This is a genomic window from Pseudoalteromonas sp. APM04 (assembly GCF_022809815.1).
In the GTDB taxonomy this organism is placed as follows: Bacteria; Pseudomonadota; Gammaproteobacteria; order Enterobacterales; family Alteromonadaceae; genus Pseudoalteromonas; species Pseudoalteromonas marina.
In genome coordinates this window covers 1,017,656-1,041,600 of the sequence record NZ_CP094441.1, presented here as the reverse complement: position 1 = coordinate 1,041,600, position 23,945 = coordinate 1,017,656, and the positions used below count along the sequence as shown (strand labels likewise).

At 40.5% G+C, this 23,945-nt stretch carries 21 protein-coding genes; 14 read left to right on the top strand and 7 right to left on the bottom strand.

Translation table 11 applies throughout. The features are described 5' to 3' along the window. Positions 1–38: 38 nt before the first annotated feature. Positions 39–2,297 (top strand): EAL domain-containing protein, encoded by a 2,259-nt coding sequence (locus MTP24_RS04900; RefSeq protein ID WP_006793347.1) that lies wholly within the window; start codon positions 39–41, stop codon positions 2,295–2,297. Here the strand turns inward: MTP24_RS04900 and MTP24_RS04895 are convergent. Together MTP24_RS04895 and yeiP are read right to left on the bottom strand one after the other, a co-directional pair. After that, positions 2,294–2,488 (bottom strand): hypothetical protein, encoded by a 195-nt coding sequence (locus tag MTP24_RS04895; protein ID WP_010555963.1) that lies wholly within the window; start codon positions 2,486–2,488, stop codon positions 2,294–2,296. The genes MTP24_RS04900 and MTP24_RS04895 overlap by 4 nt on opposite strands. A 402-nt stretch (positions 2,489–2,890) precedes the next feature. Then, a complete protein-coding gene (gene yeiP / locus MTP24_RS04890; protein WP_006793345.1) occupies positions 2,891–3,463 on the bottom strand; it encodes an elongation factor P-like protein YeiP in 573 nt (190 codons plus the stop codon). A gap of 193 nt (positions 3,464–3,656) precedes the next feature. Between yeiP and MTP24_RS04885 the strand changes: the two genes are divergently transcribed. Beyond that, positions 3,657–4,052 (top strand): MmcQ/YjbR family DNA-binding protein, encoded by a 396-nt coding sequence (locus MTP24_RS04885; RefSeq protein WP_006793344.1) that lies wholly within the window; start codon positions 3,657–3,659, stop codon positions 4,050–4,052. Between the two features lie 83 nt (positions 4,053–4,135). On the opposite strand, the gene fadJ is transcribed toward MTP24_RS04885, so the two are convergent. Beyond that, positions 4,136–6,355, bottom strand: a complete 2,220-nt coding sequence (gene fadJ, locus MTP24_RS04880) for a fatty acid oxidation complex subunit alpha FadJ (RefSeq protein ID WP_243533041.1) — start codon at positions 6,353–6,355, stop codon at positions 4,136–4,138. Then, the gene (gene fadI, locus MTP24_RS04875; protein ID WP_006793342.1) at positions 6,355–7,665 is read right to left on the bottom strand and encodes an acetyl-CoA C-acyltransferase FadI; all 1,311 of its coding nucleotides are present in this window, start codon (positions 7,663–7,665) and stop codon (positions 6,355–6,357) included. The genes fadJ and fadI overlap by 1 nt, the downstream gene beginning before the upstream one ends. A 306-nt stretch (positions 7,666–7,971) precedes the next feature. On the opposite strand from fadI, the gene MTP24_RS04870 reads away from it, so the two are divergent. The 8 genes from MTP24_RS04870 to MTP24_RS04835 are packed head-to-tail and all read left to right on the top strand — an operon-like array spanning position 7,972 to position 16,216. After that, complete coding sequence (locus tag MTP24_RS04870) at positions 7,972–8,928, top strand: MoxR family ATPase (RefSeq protein WP_058428589.1); 957 nt, start codon at positions 7,972–7,974, stop codon at positions 8,926–8,928. A 3-nt stretch (positions 8,929–8,931) separates the two neighbouring features. Further along, positions 8,932–9,876 (top strand): DUF58 domain-containing protein, encoded by a 945-nt coding sequence (locus tag MTP24_RS04865; protein WP_008126933.1) that lies wholly within the window; start codon positions 8,932–8,934, stop codon positions 9,874–9,876. A gap of 3 nt (positions 9,877–9,879) precedes the next feature. Next, positions 9,880–10,314 carry a DUF4381 domain-containing protein gene (locus tag MTP24_RS04860; RefSeq protein WP_006793339.1) on the top strand — a complete coding sequence of 145 codons (435 nt, stop codon included), beginning with the start codon at positions 9,880–9,882 and terminating at the stop codon, positions 10,312–10,314. Further along, positions 10,307–11,293 (top strand): VWA domain-containing protein, encoded by a 987-nt coding sequence (locus MTP24_RS04855; RefSeq protein ID WP_039036625.1) that lies wholly within the window; start codon positions 10,307–10,309, stop codon positions 11,291–11,293. Before MTP24_RS04860 ends, MTP24_RS04855 begins: the two co-directional genes overlap by 8 nt. Continuing rightward, entirely contained in the window at positions 11,293–13,197 is a 1,905-nt protein-coding gene (locus MTP24_RS04850; RefSeq protein ID WP_243533040.1) for a VWA domain-containing protein, read from the top strand. Before MTP24_RS04855 ends, MTP24_RS04850 begins: the two co-directional genes overlap by 1 nt. Beyond that, complete coding sequence (locus MTP24_RS04845) at positions 13,191–14,846, top strand: BatD family protein (RefSeq protein ID WP_243533037.1); 1,656 nt, start codon at positions 13,191–13,193, stop codon at positions 14,844–14,846. Before MTP24_RS04850 ends, MTP24_RS04845 begins: the two co-directional genes overlap by 7 nt. A gap of 60 nt (positions 14,847–14,906) precedes the next feature. Beyond that, a complete protein-coding gene (locus tag MTP24_RS04840; protein ID WP_021032391.1) occupies positions 14,907–15,464 on the top strand; it encodes a sigma-70 family RNA polymerase sigma factor in 558 nt (185 codons plus the stop codon). After that, complete coding sequence (locus MTP24_RS04835) at positions 15,464–16,216, top strand: DUF3379 family protein (RefSeq protein WP_243533035.1); 753 nt, start codon at positions 15,464–15,466, stop codon at positions 16,214–16,216. Before MTP24_RS04840 ends, MTP24_RS04835 begins: the two co-directional genes overlap by 1 nt. Positions 16,217–16,280: 64 nt before the next feature. Here MTP24_RS04835 and ggt read toward each other — a convergent pair whose 3' ends face one another. Both ggt and MTP24_RS04825 read right to left on the bottom strand, forming a co-directional pair. Then, a complete protein-coding gene (gene ggt, locus MTP24_RS04830; protein ID WP_243533033.1) occupies positions 16,281–17,954 on the bottom strand; it encodes a gamma-glutamyltransferase in 1,674 nt (557 codons plus the stop codon). A 139-nt stretch (positions 17,955–18,093) separates the two neighbouring features. After that, positions 18,094–18,639: a GNAT family N-acetyltransferase gene (locus MTP24_RS04825; protein WP_243533031.1), complete on the bottom strand. Its 546-nt coding sequence runs from the start codon at positions 18,637–18,639 to the stop codon at positions 18,094–18,096. Positions 18,640–18,689: 50 nt separating this feature from the next. Between MTP24_RS04825 and MTP24_RS04820 the strand changes: the two genes are divergently transcribed. Then, a complete protein-coding gene (locus tag MTP24_RS04820; RefSeq protein ID WP_006793331.1) occupies positions 18,690–19,058 on the top strand; it encodes a hypothetical protein in 369 nt (122 codons plus the stop codon). Positions 19,059–19,129: 71 nt separating this feature from the next. On the opposite strand, the gene fabB is transcribed toward MTP24_RS04820, so the two are convergent. Continuing rightward, on the bottom strand, positions 19,130–20,341 hold the full coding sequence (gene fabB / locus MTP24_RS04815) for a beta-ketoacyl-ACP synthase I (protein ID WP_243533029.1): 1,212 nt from the start codon (positions 20,339–20,341) through the stop codon (positions 19,130–19,132). A gap of 178 nt (positions 20,342–20,519) precedes the next feature. On the opposite strand from fabB, the gene mnmC reads away from it, so the two are divergent. The 3 genes from mnmC to MTP24_RS04800 all read left to right on the top strand — a co-directional run bounded on the left by mnmC (position 20,520) and on the right by MTP24_RS04800 (position 23,727). Then, a complete protein-coding gene (gene mnmC / locus MTP24_RS04810) occupies positions 20,520–22,529 on the top strand; it encodes a bifunctional tRNA (5-methylaminomethyl-2-thiouridine)(34)-methyltransferase MnmD/FAD-dependent 5-carboxymethylaminomethyl-2-thiouridine(34) oxidoreductase MnmC (RefSeq protein ID WP_243533027.1) in 2,010 nt (669 codons plus the stop codon). Positions 22,530–22,588: 59 nt separating this feature from the next. Beyond that, positions 22,589–22,918, top strand: coding sequence for a hypothetical protein (locus MTP24_RS04805; RefSeq protein WP_006793328.1), 330 nt, complete (start codon positions 22,589–22,591; stop codon positions 22,916–22,918). Between the two features lie 173 nt (positions 22,919–23,091). Continuing rightward, complete coding sequence (locus tag MTP24_RS04800) at positions 23,092–23,727, top strand: SDR family oxidoreductase (RefSeq protein ID WP_138740452.1); 636 nt, start codon at positions 23,092–23,094, stop codon at positions 23,725–23,727. Positions 23,728–23,945: the final 218 nt, after the last annotated feature.

Sequence of the window (23,945 nt, the reverse complement as noted above, 5' to 3'; positions counted from 1 at the left end):
GTTTTAAATTGTCATTAGTAAATTAGTAGTAATAAAAAATGATAATAAAAACAATAAAACTAAACCTATTCGCTGTATTACTTGCTTACTCGTTTGATACTTACGCCTTTGAGTCTTCATTTAAATACAATTCAGACACTCTGCTGTTATTATCGAGCGCTATTATTGCGCTCGCTTTGCCATACCTATTATTTGTTATATACAAGCTTAGGCGCTCTCGTCGCCAACTTCGCCTCTCTGAAAAACGTTTAAAAAGTACCGTTGAGGGCAGTGGTGACACCTTGTGGGATTGGAATATAAAAACAGGCGAAGTTATTCGTATTAACGATAAATACATGATGAACTCCCCCACTATTATGGGTTTCCCACCAAATAAAGGACTTATACACCCACAAGATATTCCTCATGTTGAGCATCTACTAAAAAAACATTTTGCAGAGCAAAGCGTTTTTTTTGAGGCCACATACCGGGTCAAAGATACATTTGGCAAGTGGCATTGGGTGCTTGACCGCGGCAAGGTTATCGAAAAAGATGCAAATCTAGCCCCGCTCAGAATGACAGGCACTGTTCGCGATATTTCACAGTTAAAATCAACCGAAGAACGATTAAATCTGTTTGCTAAATGTGTTGAGTCGTTTACTGATGCGCTGGCAATTTACGATAAGAACTTTAAATTAGTCGATATAAATCCCAGTTTTTTAACGTTATTTGGTGGTATGCGCGAACAATACCTAAATAAAGATTTTAATTTGCCTGGATACGATACAAGTTACGTTGAAAACATTATCGATGTAGTGCGCCAAACTGAGCATATTCAGCAAGAAATTAAACTGCGCAATAATGAGCGTGTATTGCTGCCAATAGAAATATCAATTGATGAAATTAAAAACGAGCAAAACCAAATTACTAACTACGTGGTTGTTTATTCCGATTTAACAGAGCGAAAAAAAGCAGAATCGCAGCTGCATAATTTATCAAATCGAGATCGCACCACAAGCCTGCCTAACCGTAATTTATTTTTTACTAACTTACATAAACTGGTTCAGCAAGACGCTCACCATGCATTACTTGTTTTTGATTTAGATAACTTTAAAAAAATAAACGACTCATTAGGTCATCAACTAGGTGATAGTTTACTGGCAAAACTTGCTATGCGATTAAATAAACTCACCCGCGAAAACGATGTATTTTATCGCTTGGGAGGCGATGAATTTGCACTTGTAATGTCAAATACGAACGACCTTCATGTAATCACTCGCACTGCAAAACAGTTTTTAGCGGCTATTTCCACCCCATTTAAAATGGCAGGGCACGAGCTGGCTATTACCTCAAGTGTCGGTATTGTGTTGTTTCCTGAAGATGGAAACACACCCGAGGTACTACTTAAAAATGCAGATACCGCAATGTATCATGCTAAAAAGAAAGGTAACAGCTACCTGTTTTTTAACGACACCATGAACCGCCAAGCAGTTAAACGCTTACAAATTGAAAACCTAATGCGTTTTGGTTTGAAAGAAGATCACTTTGAAGTCTACTATCAGCCAAAAATGAATATACGCACGGGCAAGTTAACAGGCATGGAAGCGTTAGTCCGCTTTATTACTCCTAAAAAAGGAATAATAAGTCCGGGCGTATTTATCCCTATTGCTGAAGAAACAGGTCAAATAATAGATATTGGTGAAGTTGTTTTAAACAAAGCCTGTCGCGATGTAAAAAAATGGCTGGACGATGGGCTGTTTAATGGGCGCGTTGCTGTTAACTTGTCTGCTAAACAATTTAGCCTCCCCGACTTAACGTCGCGTATTGATATTATTTTGCAAAAAAATGCTTTGCCATCGTACTTTTTAGAATTAGAGATCACTGAAGGCACTGTAATGGATGATCCTAACGAAGCCATTAATATTATGCGCTCGTTAAGCGCCCGAGGTATTCATTTAGCCATGGACGACTTTGGTACTGGGTATTCTTCTTTGGCTTATTTAAAACAGTTTCCGCTAAATACACTAAAAGTAGACAAAGCGTTTATTGATGATATGAAAAACGAGCGCGGCCGAAATATGGTCGATTCAATCGTCACGATTGCTCACAACCTTGACTTACATGTCGTTGCCGAAGGCGTAGAACAAGCACATCAAATAGACATTTTAAAAACGCTTAATTGCGAAACGGTACAAGGTTATTATTACTCAAAACCGTTATCTAAAGACGAATTTACTGAGTTTTTAAAACAACAACAAAGTAAAGCAACGCCAAGCTTAATTAGCTCTAAAAAAAGTAATGTGGCGTCTATAAGCTAAGCGCGCCACATGCAGGTATTAACACCGACATATCTCAACCAGGCTCGCCTGTAATGCACGTTAAATAAAAACCAAGCCAAGGGGCCAAGCAGCGCACTGAGCACAAGCCAGCGCTTTACAGGCATTCCTTTTTGTATTGTGTCTAAGTACATAAGCGGGATAAACAAACTGCTAAGTAAAACAAACCACAAAACCACATACCTTATCTAAATAAATTGGCGCGCAGTTTAGCGTTTCTGCGATTAAATTTAAAGCAATACACCTTTAACAAAAAGGCAGCGTATTTAGGGCTGTTGATCTTTGGGATTAAATTTTGTTCAAATCAGCGGCTATTTAATCGCGGCGCGAGGTTTGTAACCTAGTAGATTAAGTAAAAACTGAGTAACAAAGAGTCAATAGCCCTTAGGAAGAACCCTTTGGGCTGCAGCTGTTTAGTATTAACGCGACGTTATCGCCAGTTGATGGGTATAACCACACTACATAGGCTCTGCCTTACCTACATACCAAACAGACAGCTGCAAATTTAACCTTGAAGGATTAACAGACCCTAGCTAAACCGCAGCTTTTTAAATTAATTAATAATTTGATGAGCGCTACTTTTCAGCACGCCCCATAAATTTGTTTTCAACCGTATTGATACGAATGCGATCGCCCGTTGAAATATGCTCAGGAACAGATATATTCAAACCAGTAGACATGCGTGCCGGTTTTGAACGAGCACTGGCTGAAGCGCCCTTAATAGACGGATCAGTTTCTTCAACAACAAGCTCAACGCTTGAAGGTAAATCAAGCCCTACTGGCGCTCCATCAATGACAATAACGTGCACCCCTTGGGTTTCTTCATTGATAAACAAAATTTCTTCACTAATGGCATCTTTATTCAAGTTATACGGCGTGTAGTCTTCGCTATCCATAAACACGTATTCGTCGCCATCTATGTACGACAGCATAGCCTCACGACGAATTAAGTCAGCAAGCGTTAGCATATCGCTGTCTTTAAACGTTTCATCAACCTTTCCACCGGTTACTACATCGTATAAACGCATACGGTATAAGCTTCCACCAGCACGGCCTTGAGGAACAGAGCGCACAATATCTTTTACTACTAATACACGACCATTAAACTCAATAGCTGTGCCTTTTTTTACTTCACTCGCCTTTGGCATGTGTAAATCCTATTATTTTTTTGATTGCCAGAAACATACCACGAACTGAACTTTGTTCAACAATAAAGTGAGCTAAAACGGCTTATACCTTGTATTGACTTGTAAAATCTATATTTATACTAAAATACATATAATCAATTCATTAAAAAACTGCTATGGTGTATCTACCTAGTATGACTTCAAGGAATGGATCATGGATCAAATAAAAGTACATGAGTATTTAATCAAAAAGCCGCTTGTGTTGGTTACAAAACCATTTGCTCAAGAGGTTGATGTCTATAAAGTGAATCATAAAATGTTCGCCACACTTGCTGTTGGTAACGATGGTGAAACAAACGAAAACGGTGAAGTAATTTGGTGGCTTAATTTAAAGTGTGATCCCGACGAGGCACTTTCGTTACGCGATATTTTCCCCGCGGTTATCCCCGGCTACCACATGAATAAGCGTTTATGGAATACGGTTATTTTAGACGGTTCAATCCCACAAGGTGAAATTGAACGCATGATTGATAATTCGTTTAATTTAGTCGTGGAAAACATGCCTGAAAAAGACCGTAACATGATAGCGCAACATTTAAACGCTGATTAAGCTACTTATAAGCCTGTTACTTAGCCTAGTTAGGACACAAAAAAACCGCATCTAAAATGCGGTTTTTTTATACGTGCTAAACGTTATTTAGTGTCATCTTTAGCAACGTCTGATTGCTCTTCAGGCACAACGTCTGCTTCTTGCTCTGATGTTTCTAGCTTTACTACTTCAGCAACAGTTTCGTTTTGTGTTGGCTTTTCGCCATAAAACGTTTCACCTGACTCAGCCATTGATACTAACGACTCACAGGGTGCAAATATAGCGTTGCTATTAGCAAGCGTAGACATATCCGAACTTACTTTGCTCGTACCGAGTTTATCCATGTAGCTAAATGGACCACCTAGGAATGGCGGGAAGCCAATACCAAAAATAGCGCCAATATCACCATCACGTGGGCTTGCAATAATGCCCTCATCTAAACAACGCGCAGCTTCATTAAGCATTTGCGCTACACAACGCTGAGCAATTTCACTTTTGTTTAAACGTGAATTAGGCGTTACACCCAGCAACTCGTAAACTGACTCGTCAACTTTTTTACCTTTTTTCTCGTAATCATAAAAACCACGACCCGTTTTACGGCCAAGGCGTTTTGAATCAATCATACGTGAAAAGGCATCAGGTCCTTTAAAGCGCTCTCCCAATTCTTTTTCAAGAATAGGTGCGATCTTAGAGCCAATATCAATACCTACTTCGTCAAGTAATGCAAGCGGACCTACTGGGAAACCAAACTCTACAAGGGCTGCATCAATTTTTTCAATTGGCTCACCAGCAAGCATTAAGTTAGCCGCTTCATTTAAGTAAGGTGCAAGTATGCGGTTTACGTAAAAACCTGCCATGTCTTTAACAACTATTGGCGTTTTACCCTGCTTACGGGCAAAATTAACAACACGTGCGATTGTCTCTTGAGACGTACCTTCGTGCGGGATAATTTCAACCAGTGGCATTTTTTCTACTGGAGAGAAATAATGCAAGCCAATTACGTTTTCAGGACGTGTAGCATTTGCCGCAATCTGAGAAATAGGCAACGATGACGTATTACTCGCAAAAATTGTATTCTCTTGGCATTGCTGTTCTACGTCTGCAACCATACCTTGCTTAAGTGCTAAGTCTTCAAATACCGCTTCAATAACTAAATCAATGTGTTTAAAGCCACTGTAGTCAGTTGTACCGGTGATACGGTTCATTGTTAACTGCATATCTGCTTTAGACATAATGCGGCGCTTAAGGCGCTTATCAAGAATTTTGTAGGTGTAGTTCATCGCATTGCTAATGCCTTGCTCTGCGACATCTTTAATACGAACAGGCACTTTCGCTTTTACAGCACTTACATGGGCAATACCAGCGCCCATCAGCCCGCCACCTAACACGGCAGTTTTAGTCACTGCTGGCGCGTCATCGTTGCGCCACTCTTTTTTCATTTCGGTGGTTGCAAAAAATAAACCACGAAGCGCTTTAGATTGCTCACTCATAACAAGCGTTGCAAACCCTTCTGCCTCGGTTTTATATGCTTTAAGCTCATCAAGCTCAACGCTCGCTCGTACTGCTTTTATAATAGCCAGTGGCGCTGGGTAATGGCCGCCCGTTTTTTTCAGTACGTTTTCTTTTGCTTTTTTAAAGATAAAGTTACGACCAAATGGGTTTGACTCTAATAGCTTGCTTACTTTATCGAGCTTTGGCTCTTTAGCTTGAGGCTTTTTCTTAGCAGCAAACTCTTTTGCTACTTTTAAAAGTACGCTTTGCGGTACGCAATCATCTAAAACACCCGCTTTTTTAGCCTGCTTAGGACGAATTTGCTTACCAGTTAGCATCCATTCAAGTGCCTTTTGAATACCCACAATTTTAGTTAAACGCTGCGTACCACCGCCACCAGGTAATAAACCTAGTTGAACCTCAGGTAAGCCAATTTTAGTTAAATCGCTATCTGTACCAACACGGTAATCACACGCTAATGCAAACTCTAAACCACCACCAAGCGCAGCGCCATGAATGGCACTTACTGTAGTGTATGGTAGTTTTTTCATATCAAAAAAAGCTTGATGACACAGCTCGCTAATAGCAAGTGCATCTTCACGTTTTTCTACGCTATCAAGCATTTTTACGTCAGCGCCCGCAATAAAGTTATCGCTTTTACCGCTGATAAAAACCATGCCTTTAACAGCATTTTCTTGTGCTTGCGTAAGTAAGGCTTTTAAATCGTCTGCAAACGAGTCACGCAGGGTATTCATTTTTTCACCCGGCACGTCAATCGTTACAACGGCAATTTTATTTTCGTCTACCGCTAAATTAAATACTGAATCTGTCATTACGCGCTCTCCAATACAAAGGCTGCACCTAAACCACCAGCAGCACATGCTGTTGTTAATGCTAAACCGCCACCACGACGTTTAAGCTCGTTTAAGCTTTGTGTAATTAAGCGAGCACCTGTTGCTGCAAATGGGTGACCATATGCAAGCGAGCCGCCATTCACGTTAAACTTATCCATGTTAATTTCGCCAATTGCTTTACTACGACCTAGCTTTTCTTGCGCAAACTTGTCTGAAGCAAACATCTTCATGTTCGCAAGGGCTTGCGATGCAAATGCCTCATGCATTTCAATTAAATCTAAATCAGCAAGGGTAATACCAGCTCTGTCTAATGCGATAGGTGTTGAATGCGCAGGACCCATTAACATGTCTTGCTCCACACCAATTGCAGAAAACGCAAAGCTACGTACGTAACCTAAAATTTCGTAACCAAGCGCGCGTGCTTTACTTTCGTTCATCATCAATACCGCAGCGGCACCATCTGTAAGTGGTGTTGCATTTGCGGCTGTAACCGAACCATGTTGACGGTCAAACACAGGCTTAAGCTTTGCGTAACCTTCAACTGTCGAATTTTTACGAATATTGTTATCTTCTTCAATAAAGCTTTTGTATGGCGGTAAATGTGCCGTCATAACTTCATCTTTTAACTTCCCATCTGCCCATGCTTGGGTAGCAAGTGAATGTGAACGATGTGCTAATGCATCTTGGTCTTCACGGCTAATATTATGTGTTTTAGCCATTTGCTCAGCAGTTTGACCCATTGAAAGGCCTGTTGAGTACTCTGCAACTGCAGGCGGTACTGGCATTAAATCTTTTAAGCGCAGCTTTGAAAAAATTTGTAAGCGTTGCCCTAAAGTACGCGCTTTGTTTAAATCAACTAAGCTACCGGCCAATTTTTTACTTACGCCAATAGGTAATACAGACGACGAATCGGCACCACCGGCAATACCTACACTCACAGAGCCCGCCATAATAGACTCAGCCACGTTAGCAATTGCCTGAAAGCTGGTAGCACATGCACGTGACACAGAATAAGCATCAACACCAACTGGCATGCCTGTACCAAGTACAATTTCACGCGCAATATTTGGCGCTTCTGGCATTTGTACTACTTGACCAAATACAAGTTGATCGATTTCTGACTTATCGAAATTTAATCGCTCAAGCATTTCGTTAACCACTAATTTACCCATATCAAGTGCTGGTACGTGGTGGAATGCTGTTGCTTGTTTTGCAAACGGTGTACGAAGGCCACTTACAATGGCAATACGATCACCCTTTGGTGTTTTTAGTATGTTTTGCTCAGACATTTATGCTCTCCCGCTGACAGGTCTGACCTGTTTGTTTTCCTCGATTCTAAACAACCCGTGTGCTAAAGCCAATAGATAAACTGAAATTTATACAAAGTAGTCATGTTTACATATCACACAATAGGCTTTTTTAAACGCATTTACAAAGATTTGTGGTACGCTAAAAACCGTTAAAAAATAACGAACTATTTTAAAAAATACAGTCTAACTCTTGAGTTACCCTATTATAAACCTTATAAATAGGTCAGTATTTGCAACCTAACCCATTTAGGTACTAACCCAGCTGACGAGGACAGTCCACTTATTATGGCAGCTAACGCATTTTCACAATTAAAAACGTACTTAGATACACAAATCATTGGCCAGCCAGAGCTTACTCAAGCACTACTTATTGCTATTTTAGCTGACGGCCACTTATTAGTTGAAGGCCCACCAGGGCTTGCAAAGACACGCGCTGTAAATGCGCTTGCAAAAGGGATTGAAGGTTCGTTTCAACGTGTCCAGTTTACACCCGATTTATTACCGGCCGATGTAACTGGCACCGATATTTACCGCCAACAAACAAGCGAGTTTGTGTTTGAGAAAGGCCCTTTATTTCATAACCTTATTTTGGCTGATGAAATAAACCGTGCCCCAGCAAAAGTACAATCAGCATTACTAGAGGCCATGGCTGAGCGCCAAGTAACGGTAGGAAAAAACACCTACCCACTTAGCGACTTATTTTTAGTAATGGCCACTCAAAATCCGCTAGAGCAAGAAGGCACCTACCCGCTGCCAGAAGCACAGCTTGACCGTTTTTTACTGCATTTAAGTATTGGTTATCCGGGCGCCGAGCACGAGCTAGACATTTTACGCCTAACGCGCGGTGAAGCATTAAAAGAGCAACAAGCTGTTTTACAAAAAATTAGCCAAAGCGATTTATTTGCTGCCCGCCAAGCAATTTTAGGTTTGTACTTAGCCGAGCCTCTTGAGCAGTATTTGGTTCAACTTATTATTGCTACGCGAGAAGGCGCGCAATTAGATGAACAACTAGGCCGCTGGATTGAATTTGGCGCCAGCCCTCGTGCCACTATCGCGCTCGATAAATGTGCACGTGCTCATGCATGGTTACAGGGCCGCGACTTTGTAGCCCCTGACGACATACAAGCGGTTGTTCATAATGTACTACGCCATCGCATTATTTTGAGCTACGAAGCCCAAGCCGATGGTATTACAAAAGATCAAGTAATTAGCCGAATTGTAGAACTGGTAGCTGTACCTTAATTTATGCATAAACAATTAGACCCTCAGGCATGGCTGAAACAAAGCCATAGCCACGGTGTTAATTTAGCACTAAAAGAGCTGATGTATTACAAAGCCAAAGCGCAACTGCTTGAGCTTGCTCCTAAGGTTAAAATTAAAAATACTTTAGCAGGGCAATATCTTGCACCGCATAAAGGCCGTGGTATGGAATTTGCCGAAGTTCGCCATTACCAGCAAGGTGACGACATTCGTTCAATTGACTGGCGAGTTACAGCGCGTACAGGCGAAACCCATACAAAACTTTTTCAAGAAGAAAAAGAACGTCCTGTATTTGTATTTACCGATTTTTCAAACTCGATGTTATTTGGCTCAAAGCTCCTGCTTAAGTCAGTGCAAGCTGCGCACATTAGTGCGTTAGTTGCATGGTCTGCCTGCCAGCGTGGCGACAGAATTGGCGGCATTGTATTTAATCAGCACGCTCATTTAGAGCTCAAACCCAGCGCGCGAGAAAAAGCCGTATTAAAGCTTTGTCACAATTTATGTGCTAACCACCAGCAAGCCCTTGGGGGAATAGATGCAAAAGCCCACAATAACTTTAGTGATAACCTAAAGCGCCTTAATCATTTGGCAAAGCCGGGTAGCTTGGTGTATTTGGTATCAGATTTTAGTTCTCTTGACGATGCAAGCTTCAAACAGCTTGAAATACTTAGCCGCCATTGTGAGCTTATTGGGTGTCATATTAGCGACCCATTTGAACATCAATTACCGGCTTATAAAAATACTGTAAGCGTTAGTACAAATGGCCAAGATATTGCTTTGCCACTAATGGATAATGCCTTTAGAGCGCGCTTTGCTAAAAATGCAGAAGATACATTCAATAAGCGCCTTACTCGCTTAACTAAATCGGGTCTTAATTTAATATCGTTCAATGCAGCCGAACCACTTGAACTGCAGCTTGTGAGAAAATAAACCATGCAAACCAATCCACTCGATGGCCTGCACGATGTAATAGCACCTAACCAAGTTGATTGGTGGCCACTCGCCCCTGCTTGGTGGGTTATTATTGCTCTACTTTGCATTGCACTTTTAACCGGTGTGTATGCAATTTATAAAGCGTACCAATTTAAAAAAGCAAAACGTTATGCCGTATCATTAAGTCAACAAGAGCAATACCCTCAGCATTTACATATTATTTTAAAACGCCTAGTTGTTGAATATTACGGTAAGCACCTTGCCACACAACCTACAAAGCAGTGGTGTGAAACGCTTAATACACTCAGTGGACTCACGTTTACTGAGCAAGAAATTTTAAGCTTATACAGTAGCGAAAATAACAATGTCGATTTAAGTAAAAAATTTCGACAAGCAATCAAAAACTTTAAAGTAAAGGAGCCGCTATATGTTTGAATTTAGTTGGCCATGGCTTTTTTTGCTCCTTCCGTTACCTTTACTGCTTTTATTACTAAAGCCAGCAGCAAGTAGTAACAATACTCGCTTACGAATTCCGGGGTTTGCTCAGCACAGCTTGAGTAATCAAAGTATTGAACCTCGATCACGTCGTTTATCGTTATTTGAATGGCTACTTTGGTTATTACTTGTCAGCGCAGCTGCTAACCCCACGTGGTTAGACGAGCCTATTTTGTTGCCAAATGAAGGCCGAGATATCATGCTTGCGGTGGATTTATCTGGCTCGATGACCGAACAGGATATGGCCTACAATGGTCAATATGTTGACCGCTTAACAATGGTAAAAGCAGTACTTAGCGACTTTATAGAACAACGCACTGGCGACAGACTTGGACTTATTTTGTTTGGCGATACGGCGTTTTTACAAACACCTTTAACGCGCGATTTAAAAACGGTAACTAAAATGCTTAACGAAGCACAAATAGGTTTAGTTGGACGCGCGACAGCTATTGGCGACGCACTTGGCTTATCAGTGAAACGTTTTGCTAGTAAAGACGACAGTAACCGAATCGTTGTGCTATTAACCGACGGTCAAAATACCGCGGGTAACTTAAACCCTGACGACGCATTATTACTCGCCCGCGAAGAGGGCATTAAAGTCTATACCATAGGTGTCGGCTCTGATAACCCACGTGGTTTTAGCCTATTTAATATGGGTGGCTCAGGCGGAAGTAATTTAGATGAGCGCCTACTAAAAAATATAGCTGACGATACCGGCGGCCTTTACTTTAGAGCTAAGGATGTAGCGGGCCTCAAACAGATTTACGCAGAGCTTGATAAGCTAGAGCCCATTAGTGCGGACGAAAAAACCTTTCGCCCACAAAGCTCATTATTTTATTACCCGCTACTTATTGCCATTTTACTAATTAGCTTAAACGTGATGCTAAGTACATTGCGCGCATTAAAGGAGCCAAACTAATGGATTTTGAATTTATTCGCCCAGCCATTTTATGGCTACTTATACCTGCAATTGGCCTATTTTTTGTAGCGTTAATTAAGCACAAAAAAACCACAGACGTGCAATTAATTGCACCGCACTTAGCCCAATTTGTCATCAGTGATACCAACACAAAAGCCAGCCAACCACTTTGGCTGATAGCTGTATTTTGCAGTTTAGGGGTTTTATTCAGTGCAGGCCCAAGCTTTGAAAAAAAACAGGTACCCGTTTTTCAAAGCAAAAGTGCTCGAGTCATCGTTATGGATATGTCTTATTCAATGTACAGCACCGACATTTTACCAAACAGGTTAACGCAAGCTCGTTTTAAATCCCTTGATATGATTGAGCTTTTTAAAGAAGGTGACACCGCGCTAGTTGCTTATGCTGGCACTGCGTATACCATATCGCCACTAACCAATGATGCCACAACACTCAGCAATTTAATTCCAAGCTTAAGCCCCGACATAATGCCCGACAAGGGCTCTAATGTTTTAGCTGGCCTAGATATGGCAAAAGAATTATTAAATCAGGCAGGTTATATTGATGGCGATATTATTTTAATAACCGATGGTATAGAACAAGAAGAACAAAGCGATGTAACAAGCTTTATAAATAACACAACATTTAGACTCAACATTTATGGTGTAGGGTCAGAGCAAGGTGCGCCTATAAAGTTACCTGAAGGTGGTTTTTTAAAAGACCGGTACGGTCAAATTGTCATCCCGACTATAAATATTTCACAACTAAAAAGCTTAGCAACGCGCAGTGGCGGGAAATTTGCGCGCTATCAACCAAGTAATAGCGACATAAATACGTTTTCGCCAATGGCTAATAGTGAGTTATTAAAAGATGAAACACAAAGCCAAGCACTGTGGCGTATCGACGCCGGTATTTACGGGCTTTTGCTCTTGTTACCATTTAGTTTGTATTTATTCAGGCGCTCTGCCTTCTTAGGCGCGGTTTTGTTGCTTACCTTTTTACCTCAGCAAAACGCGTATGCATTGGAGCTCCCTACACTATTAAAAAATACAGACCAACGGGCTCTCACCGCCTATAAAAATGAAGAATACGACAAAGCCGCTAACGCGAAGTCAAACCAATTAAAAGGCGCAGCGCTTTACAAACAAGGCAATTATAACGCCGCTTTAGATGCATTTGGTCAAGATAAGTCGGCCACAGGTTACTATAACTATGGCAATGCACTTGCCAAAGCGGGCAAACTTGAAGAGGCCATAAACGCTTATAAGCAAGCTCAAACGCTGCAAAGTAATTTTAGTCAAGCCGCAGATAACCAAGCCTTAGTTGAGCAGCTGTTGAATCAACAAGAACAGCAAAACCAGCAAGAACAAAGTGGTGATGAATCTCAAAATCAAGAAAACCAGCAACAAGGCGATCAAAACCAACAACCCAATAACGAACAATCTGGGCAAGAGCAACAAAATAATGAGCAAAACGACTCGGCAAAAGGTGAAAGCCAGAGCGATGCGAGCGAAAAATCAGAGCAAGAGTCTGAACCCTCTGAAGATCAGCAAGGGCAAACCGGTGAGCAATCAGAGGAGCAAAATAAACCTGATATGCAAGCACAACCACAAAGCGAACAAAGCGAAAATAAAAACGCTGAACAGTCTGACCAGCGACAGCCCCAATCGCAAGCAATGAGTGAGCAACCCGTTAGCGACGAGCAAAAACAAAAAGCGCAACAACAGGCAATGCAAGCACAAGCCAGTGAGCTTACAAATGAAGAAAAAGAAAAAGCCCAGCAGCTTAATCAATTACTCAGAAAAGTACCGGACGACCCGGCAATTTTACTACGGAATAAAATGCAACTAGAAGCCCAAAAAAGACAATATCAACGCCGCCCTACAGGAGTAGAAAAATCATGGTAATGCGATTATTTTGCTGTTTATTGCTACTATGCGCGATCCCCTCGTTCGCAGCGACAAAACTTCAAGCGAGCGTAGATAAAAACCCGGTTTTGGCGGGGGAGTTTTTTATGCTCAATATATCAGTAGACGATAACGTGAAAGGTGAACAACCCGATACGTCTGTACTGCTGAAAGATTTTGTAGTCGGCCCAACAAGTTTAAGTACGCGAACTAACATCATTAACGGTAGCATTAATAAACAAACTACGTGGAGCGTTAAATTAATGACCCGCACCGAGGGGCAGTACACTATCCCCTCATTTACGGTAAGTGGATTAAGCTCGCAGCCAATTGATTTAACCGTGACAAAACGTGCTGCAAACGCTGACAATAATAACGACATTTTTGTAAAAACATCACTTTCTAGCAATTCACTCTATGTGCAAGAAGCAGGCGTTTACACACTAAAACTATACTTAGCTAAAGAGTTACTTGATGGTAGTTTAAGTACACCGAGCATGGAAGATGCACAGCTAACACAACTAGGTAAACAGACAGAAAGTTACGAATTAGTTGATGGTAAACGCTACCTAGTTATTACTCGAGAGTATTTGATTCAACCCCAAAAAAGTGGTCCTTATACTATTGCTGCCCCCGTATTTCAGGGCCGAGTGCAACAAAATTATCGCCAGTTGGAAGTATCTGCAATTGGCGAAGACCAACAAATAGAAATTAAACCCATTCCCAGTGATTACAAAGGTGCATGGTTGCCCAGCGAGCTGGTAAACCTTGGTGAAGAATGGCAACCAAGTGATGACACCATTGAAGTCGGTACACCTATAACTCGTACAATTACACTTACAGCGCTTGGCGTCACCAAAGAGCAACTCCCAGATATAGAAATGCCAACAATAAATGGGATCCGTAGCTACCCTGATCAAAAAGAGAACAACAACGCAGTAAGAAATGGGCGTGTTGTTTCGCAACAAACTGCATCGTATGCATTATTGCCACAAACACCGGGCACTTACACCTTACCTGAAATTAAATTACCTTGGTTTAATACTAAAATTAACCGTATTAGTTTTGCCACGCTCCCAGCGCGTAAAATTACTGTAACGCCAAGCAGCACCGTTGTTAATACCCCTGTAAATACAGAGCAAAGTATTGAGAACACACCCGTTGATGAAACTAAAGCTGACGCTAATACATCAGCCCAAATGCAAACTGCTCGCAGCTACACGCCACTATGGCTTATTGCTGTTGCTTTACTGGGTTATATTTTATGGATTGGCACTGCAATTTATTATTGGTTTACCCGTTCTAATATAAATACCATTGAAAAAGTGAAGCCTTTACCTACTCCGCTCAGCCAGCCAAGTTTAAAAAAGCTGTTAAACATACAAAAAGCAGGTGATGTTAAGGCCTTTTACAATGAGCTAAATAATTACGCAGTACAAATAACCAAACAGGATACCGGCGCTATTGATGAGTTATGCCGACGAATTAATAACTCACAGTTGAGTACTGAGGTAATTCAATTACAAGCGCAATTGTATGGAAATAAAGCTACAAACAGTGACCTTGGTGCTATTATAAAAATACTTGACAGTGAGCAAGCTCAAGCATCAAATTCGCAACAAACTGTATTAAAAGACCTTTATAGCTAAAATAAAGTTACGTATGAGTCTTTTTTCATTAAATAAAAATATAGTAGTAAAAAAGTGCTTATGCTGGGAAATAAAAAATCAAATAATCAGGTCTTAATCGATATGGCAGAGAAACAAAAACGTTATGAAGCCTTAGTTCACGTTTATAATAAAGAGCTTTACCGCTTTGCATACTGGTTGTGCCGTGATCCGCACATAGCTGATGATTTAGTACAAGAGACATTTTTGCGCGCTTGGCGCTCACTTGATTCTTTACTCGATCAAAAAGCAGCAAAACCGTGGTTACTGACTATTTTACGCAGAGAAAACGCACGACGATTTGAACGTAAACAGTTTGATTACAGTGATGTAGAAAACGATACGCTAGTTGATGAAACCAGCCATTCGCTTGATGATGAAATGGAGCAAACCGTTATTCAAAGACAAATTGGATTGCTATCTGACGAATACAGAGAGCCACTATTATTACAGGTCGTAATGGGGTGCACCGGCGAGGAAATTGCCGACATACTCGATTTAAATAAAAACACGGTGATGACACGTTTATACCGTGCTAGAAACCAACTTAAAGAGGCTTTAAGCCGTGATGATGAACAACTTAAAGGGGCATCAAAATAATGGATGAACTTGAGTTTCGTCGCCGCACTATTGCGCAACCAAACGATATAGATAAGGAACTTATGGAGTTTGCCCAGAGCAACTCTGAGCGACAAAGTTTTATTACCGAAATGAAAGAATTTGATAAACACCTTCAAGATGCACTCGATATACCTGTGCCTGATAACTTAGCTGATCGTATTATTTTAAATACATCGTTAAAAGAAAAAGCCTTACAAGAAGAGCAAGCTGCTGGCACCAATGTTGTTGACGCTAAATCGCGTTTTAAGTTTGACCGTGTGCACCTTGCCTTAGCGGCATCATTCATGGTCGCAGTGAGTGCGTTCTTTTTCAGCTCAGAGCAGCATATTGGCCACAAAGCGGGCGAGCATGCACTTGCGCATGTGTACTACGAAATAAATGCCCTTGATAAAAAATCCCCTATCAGCCTTCAAAGTGTCAATGACAAACTGGCCGTACTTGGTGGTCACATAGATGAGCTTCCTGGCGATATAACTTACGCTATGTTTTGTGATTTTAAAGGGGAAAGAGGCTTACATTTAATTTTTGAATCGGACTTTGGTCCAATGACGGTATTTATTGTACCTTCAGAAAATAAATCGTTTGGTTTGGGAAATGATCATTTCCAAGATGAGCGCTTTGAAGGCCAAATCAATCGCGGGTCGCAGGCTGATACCATTTTGGTTGCCAGTGTGGGTGCACCACTAGATACCTATAACGAGCGAGTAACCAACGCAATTCGTTGGCTCTAAGCCATAGTAAATAAAAAACCGCTTAGTACATACTGAGCGGTTTTATAAATCTAATTTTAATTAGTTAAAAAACGATTGATTTACCTCTTCCTGAATTTTCAGACGCAGCATCTAATTCCCCATCTTTATTAATAATCACATGCATGTCACCAAAGTGGCGCTCGTCAATTGTGTAACCCATTTTTTGAAGCTCTACTCTTACCGCATCATTTAACCCTTCGTGAACACGTATAACGTTTTTAGGCCACAGCTGATGATGAAAGCGAGGCACGTTAACCACCTGCTCTGCACTCATATTAAACTCTATTGCATTTAAAATTGACTGGTAAACCGAGCTAATAATCGTTGTACCACCCGGTGAGCCGGTTACCATTTTTACTGTGTTATCCTTTAATAAAATGGTCGGTGTCATGGAGCTAAGCATACGTTTATGTGGCTGTATTTCATTAGCTTTACCACCTAACGCACCAAACGCATTCATAACACCCGGTTTTGCGCTAAAGTCGTCCATTTCATCATTTAAAATAAACCCGGCGCCTTCAACTACAACCCCACTACCAAACCCTAAGTTTATAGTTGTGGTATTTGCTACGGCATTCCCCATTTTATCAACAATAGAAAAATGTGTGGTTTGTTCGCTTTCTTTCAGTCCAGGCTTTATTTTTTCGGTTGTTGAAATCGCTGTTAATGAGATATCAGCCATACGCTTTTTTAAATATAATTCATTGAGTAATGCGTTTACTGGTACATCAAAAAAGTCAGGATCACCTAAGTACTCTGCTCGATCTGCAAACACGCGTTTACCTATTTCAGAAAGCAAATGCACGTAAGACGACGAATTATGAGCCACTTCGTTATTTAGTTTTTGCAGTTCATACATTTTTAGCCATTGTAAAATTGCAATACCGCCTGAACTGGGTGGCGGCGAAGTAAGCACTTCATACCCGTTCCAACTTGCTTTTAATGGTGTGCGCGACTTAGCCGTATAATTTTTTAAATCAGCTTTGGTAATAATACCGCCATGCTTACGCATAAATTTTTCGATAATATTGGCTGTTTCGCCTTCATAAAACCCAGCTTGTCCATCATCGCGAATTCGCTTTAATGTTTTTGCCAGCTCAGGTTGTGTAAATTTTTCATTGGCTTTTAAACCAGCAAAATATTTCTCAAAGTTAACATCTATTTTTTGCTCGTTTAAATAGCTTATGTAATTACTAACCCCTTGCGCCAATTTTGGTGGCACAATAAAACCTTGCTCAGCTAAAGTAACGGCAGGTTGTACTAATTTTTTCCATTCTACCGTACCGTGTTTTTTATGAGCTAACCACATACCCGCAACACTGCCAGGTACACCACTTGCGTGTATGCCATAAATAGACCTATTAGGTATTACATTGCCTTGTTCGTCTAAGTACATGTCTCGGTGTGCATCGCTTGGAGCCGTTTCTCGGTAATCTATAAAATCACTTTTGCCATCTTTTTGGATCAGCATAAATCCGCCGCCACCAATGTTACCCGCTTCAGGCAGGGTTACAGCCAATACAAACTGTGCTGCTATAGCTGCGTCTACGGCATTTCCGCCCAGCTCTAATATATTTTTAGCCGTATCAGCACTGTACGAGTCAGGCATAGCAACAGCACTTTGCGCAACTTGCTTGGCTGCTACATGAAATGCACTGAATTGAAACACAAGTACACTCGTTATCACTAGCTTGGTTGGCGAAAAAAATAAGCCCATATAACGTCCTTAAATTATTGTTTTAGTTGTTGGAAGTTTCACTTAAAAGTTAAGTTAAAAATAATAAGCAGTATAACCTTCCCATATTTATGCACAGCATTTATGGCTAGGTCAATCCTTGTGGGTGCAGATTTTAGTCTTACTTTAGGCGCTTAGAATATAAAACAGCAGGTAAGTCACCCTGCTCATCAGTATGCGTGTAAGATTTGACAAACGTTAGTCCAAGCTTTTTCATTACTTTTATAGAACTTATATTATCTGCTAACGCACTGGCACTAATATAATTAACATCGGGCTGTTTGGTGAGCTCTGCGCATAATGTTCTCGCGGCTTCAGTCGCATACCCTTGCCCCCAGCTTATTTGTTTAAAGCGCCAACCAATTTCAATATCACTAAAGTTTGGTTGTTCACTAAAAAAATCTATAGGTCTTAAAAGGACCCAACCAATAAATGTATTGGTGTCTTTAGTTGTCACAGACCAAAGCCCCCAACCCTTTTTAGCATTGCGATATGCAAGCATACGCGGTATCCCCTCTTCTCTAATTTGTTTTTTAGTTGTAGGCACACCACGCGTTAAAAATTGCATTACTGCAGGGTCTTGATCAAGCTCATATAGTTGTTGCCAATCATGCTCGTTCATTAATTTAAACTTTAACCGCTCTGTTACGGGAACGTTCATTTTCATTACTCTATAATTATCTGGAATTAACTATTAATCTCTTGAGGAGATAGCATATGAATAAATTAGCAGGTTTAGCATTATTAGGCACTTTAATTACTTTAACCGGTTGTGAAGACGCTAAAGAAGTAAAAGAAGAAACAAAAGAAAAAAGCGCTCAAATGCAAGAAAAACTAGGCGATGCCTGGAATGAAGTAAAAGAAACAACACACGATCTTAAAAATGATGAGTCGTTAAACGAGTTACTTCAACAAAGCAAAGCCATGGGCTTAGACATGTACGACGATGGTAAGGAAATTGCTATCGATGCATGGATAAAAAGTAAAGAAGCCGCAGGTGAATTAACAGAAAAAACCAAGCAAAAAGCCCAAGAGATTGCAGACGAAATTGAGCAAGCCCGCGAAGAACACAGTAAGGGGGAATAACTCCCTTTATAATAAAAAGGTAAGCCATTGTGGCTTACCTTTTTTTAACCGTAAAAAACAAATGCAGGTAATTAAGCTTTGTATTTGCTCATTACCAAAGTGGCGTTTGTACCACCAAAGCCAAAGCTGTTAGACATCACTGTATTTAGCTCTACATCTTTGCGTTCAGTAACAATATCTAAACCTTCAGCTTGCTCGTCTAATTCATCAACATTAATAGACGGTGCTACAAAACCATGCTCAAGCATTAACAAAGAGAAAATGGCTTCATGCACACCGGCAGCCCCTAGAGCATGACCCGTCATTGCTTTAGTCGCACTGATCATGGGTGAGTTACCACCAAATACCTCTTGAATTGCACCAAGCTCTTTAACATCACCCACAGGTGTTGATGTGCCATGCGTGTTAAGATAATCAATGCTGTCTACATTTTGCATTGCTTGACGCATACAACGTGCAGCACCCTCACCCGATGGAGCAACCATATCGTACCCATCAGATGTAGCACCATACCCTACTATTTCAGCGTAAATATGTGCGCCGCGTGCTAATGCATGCTCTAGCTCTTCTACAACTACAATGCCACCACCGCCAGAAATAACAAAACCATCACGGTTAGCATCATAAGTACGCGATGCTTTTTCTGGTGTTTCGTTGTATTTAGTAGAAAGTGCACCCATTGCGTCAAATTCCATAGCAAGCGTCCAGTGAAGTTCTTCACCGCCACCAGCAAACACAACGTCTTGCTTGCCAAGTTGAATTTGTTCAACCGCATTACCAATACAATGCGCCGACGTAGCACATGCAGAACTAATTGAATAATTAACCCCTTTTATTTTAAAAGGAGTCGCTAAACATGCTGAAGTTGTACTGGCCATAGTGCGAGGCACCATGTAAGGGCCTACACGCTTTACGCCTTTTTCACGCAAAATATCGGCGGCTTCTACTTGCCATTTAGATGAACCACCACCAGAGCCAACTATAATACCCGTGCGCTCGTTTGACACTTGCTCTTCTGATAACCCTGAGTCTTCAATTGCTTGAGTCATCGAAATGTAAGAGTACGCAGCAGCATCACCCATAAAGCGCATTGCTTTGCGGTCAACATGGTCTTTAACGTTTATATCAATTTTACCTGATACGTTGCTGCGCAAGTTGTAGTCAGCAAACTCTTGGTTGAAAGCGATACCACTTTTACCTGTTTTTAATGACTCTAAAACTTCTTCTTTGTTGTTACCAATGCTTGATACAACACCGATACCGGTAATTACGGCTCTTCTCATGGGTGATTCCCTTAGCTTAATACTTAATTGCGTTTTATTTTACGCGAATTTAATCACTTAAGTGGTCAGCTTTCTAGCGTACACTTGTACTCTGAACTGCTAGCTTATAAATAACGCCAGACTATTACAAAGAAAACCCGTAAAATAATAAAAAATATATTTTGTAAATTTAAACATTATGATTAAAAACGCACATATACACTTTAACGATTTAGGTACACCGTTTGCTGATGACTTTGGTGATATTTATTTTTCGAATGACGACGGTCTTGCCGAATCGCATTATGTGTTTTATGAGCAAAATAATATAGAAACTCGATTACAAACTCATGACCAACCCCATTTTGTAATAGCAGAGACAGGGTTTGGTACTGGGTTAAATTTTTTAAATACATGGCAACACTTTAACGATCATATTGCACGTCAACAACCACAAAATCAATTAGATAAAGGTGTAAAACGCCTTCACTTTATTTCGTTTGAAAAATACCCATTAAAAGTTAACGATTTAAGCAAAGCACTTCAAGCGTGGCCTACATTACAAAAATTAAGTGAAAAACTCGTCAACAATTACCCTATTAATTTACAAGGGTGTCAGCGACTTGAATTTGACAACGGACGTATTGTCCTCGACTTACATTTTGGCGATGCACTCGCGTCTATTAATACAATGAGCTACCCACAAACAGGGATTGTAGATGCCTGGTATTTAGATGGGTTTGCCCCAAGCAAAAACCCTGAAATGTGGCAGCAAAGCTTATTTAATAGCATGGCTGACATTTCAAAAGCAAAGGCAACTCTAGCTACGTTTACAGCAGCAGGTTTTGTTCGTCGTGGTTTAATAGAAGCCGGGTTTGATACAATTAAAACCAAAGGCTTTGGCAAAAAAAGAGACATGCTAATTGGCCAAATACCTCATGCAAACACGGCTCAGTCAGCCCCCCCTTACTTTAATCAAGACGATAGTAAACTTAATAATGTTGCTATTATTGGCGGCGGTATAGCCAGTAGTTGTATTTTATACAGCCTTGCTAAACGCGGTATAAACGCTGAATTATTCTGCAAAGACCCGCAGCCTGCCATGGGTGCGTCACATAATGTGCAAGGCGCGGTGTATCCTCATTTACAAGCTAAAGATTCACCCCATAGTGAACTTTTTGCGCATAGTTTTTTATACGCAAAGCGCGTTTATCAGCAATTATTAAATGATGGATTTAGCTTTGATCACCAATGGTGTGGTGTTTTGCAACATGCTGTAAAAAAGCCCCTTGCAGATAAACACAAAAACCTTGCTCAAAAGCAACTTTGGCCAAAGCAACTTATGCAAAACGTAACCGCAGAGCAAGGCGATGAAATAGCCGGCGTTAAAACTGGGTACCCCGGTGTTTATTTTGAACAAGGTGGCTGGGTTAATCCACCACAACTTGTTAATGCAATGCTAGGCGCAGCCAATAAGCTAATACCCCACAACAGCCACTTTAATTGCAATATAGTAAACATAGAAAAAACAGCAAACGGCTGGGTTTTAACAAGCAATAATCAACAGTTTGGCCCATTTAGCGATGTTATTATTTGCGCTGGTGAGCACAGCGACACATTTGAGCAAACAAAATCACTTCCTATTGTAGGCGTGCGCGGGCAAGTATCGCATGTTCAAGCAAGTCCTGAATCTCGAAAGCTTAAAACGGTACTTTGCCATAAAGGCTACTTTACACCAGCTTATTTAGACCATCATTGCATGGGCGCTACATTTGATAAAAACAGTAAAAGCCGCCATGTTTCAGATGAGGATAACCAAACTAACCGTGCTCAACTCATAAACTTTTACGATCATAGCGACTTTGCTACAACGTTAGGAAAAGTAAGCTCTGCAAAAGCAGCAGTAAGATGCACATTCATCGACCACTTGCCAATGGCTGGGCAATGGTGTGAACAAAGCGATTATACAAATGCATTTGCAAACCTGAGGTTGGGTAAGCGTTATCAATATTTGCCTCTCAATCACCCTCAACAAGGGCTACATATTTTTACGGGCTTTGGAGCTCGTGCCTTGTGCAGCGCACCACTGTGTGCTGAACATTTTATTAGCTGCTTAGCAAACGAGCCGCGCCCACTCAGCGAGCGAGTAAGCCAAGCTATACACCCCGCTCGCTTTATTGTAAGAGATTTAATTCGTAATAAAATATAAATGACAAAGCCCACTATTTGGGTAAACTGTTCTCAATAAAAGGAACTTAAAGAGTCACAATGAAAAAATTAATTATACTATCGCTGTTATTGTTTACCTCGTTTAAAACACTTGCCATAAATGTTATTGATATTGCAGTGCCAGATGAGTTTGTAACAACTATGGAAGTAACAGATGAATACCCACTTGTTAAAACTGGGTATTTAACGCAGTCTATTTCCTCCATTACAGACTTTTATCAGCAACAATTAGGTGACCCATTGAAGATAACCGGCAGTGAAAACTACCGCACCCTTTATTACAATTACCAAAATCGTAAAGTACGTATTAGCTTATACCACCGTAACTATGTGACCGAAGTGAGTATAATGATTGAAAAAATATTATAAAAAAAACACAAATATAACTACTCATTTTCATACTCAGTTAAGGTACTCTTTTTATATTAAATGTTTTTTAAAATTAATACGTTAATGTCTCTTTTTGCCCTTTAAAAACAATTTTTAAGCCCAAGGTCTACTTGTAAGCAAATACATTTACTAACAAGTGAAAGGAGTTAATTATGAGTAAGACCTTAATTATTGGCGCTAGTGGTCAAATTGGTAAAATGACAACGGAGTTATTACTTAAGAACGAACAAAATGTTACCGCCCTTGTTCGTGATAAAACTAAGCTAAGTGATTTAGAAAGCCCGTTTTTAAATATTGTAGAGCAAGATTTAGAAGGTGATTTTAGTGAAGCTATTAAAGGTTGTGATCAAGTAATTTTTGCGGCTGGTTCTGGTGGAAGCACCGGCGACGACAAAACACTATTAATTGATCTATGGGCTGCAGCAAAAGCGGCTAATTACGCAAAAAACAATAACGTTAAGCACTTTATTATGGTCAGCTCAATAGGTGCAGATAACCCTGACGCAATAGAAAGTGATTTAAAACCATACTTAGTTGCTAAGCATATGGCCGATGAACACCTTGCCAGTAGTGGTTTAAATTACACCATTGTTCGCCCGGGTACGCTCACTAATGAAAGCGCATCAATGAAAGTGACAACACAGCGCCCTGATGACCAAGATAAGGCTGAAATTAGTCGTGAAAATGTAGCCAATGCACTGCTGCATATCGCAACCAATTCGTTTGAAAAGAACCGTATTTTTGAACTTTTTGACGGTGATACTGCCATTAAATCTGCGGTTAAATAGCCAAAGTGCTCCATTAACAAAAGCGTTAATGGGGCAACACTTTCAACTATTAGCAAGTTAACTAAACAGCTGACACTCAAAACAAGCTGCTAATATTTAATTCAAAAAGAACAAATCATTTAGATACGCCACAACAGCCATAAGGCGACCCCAAACAATTTACCCTCTAACCACGTCAACAACTGCAAACCAAAGCATTGCCTATAAGAGTTAACAAA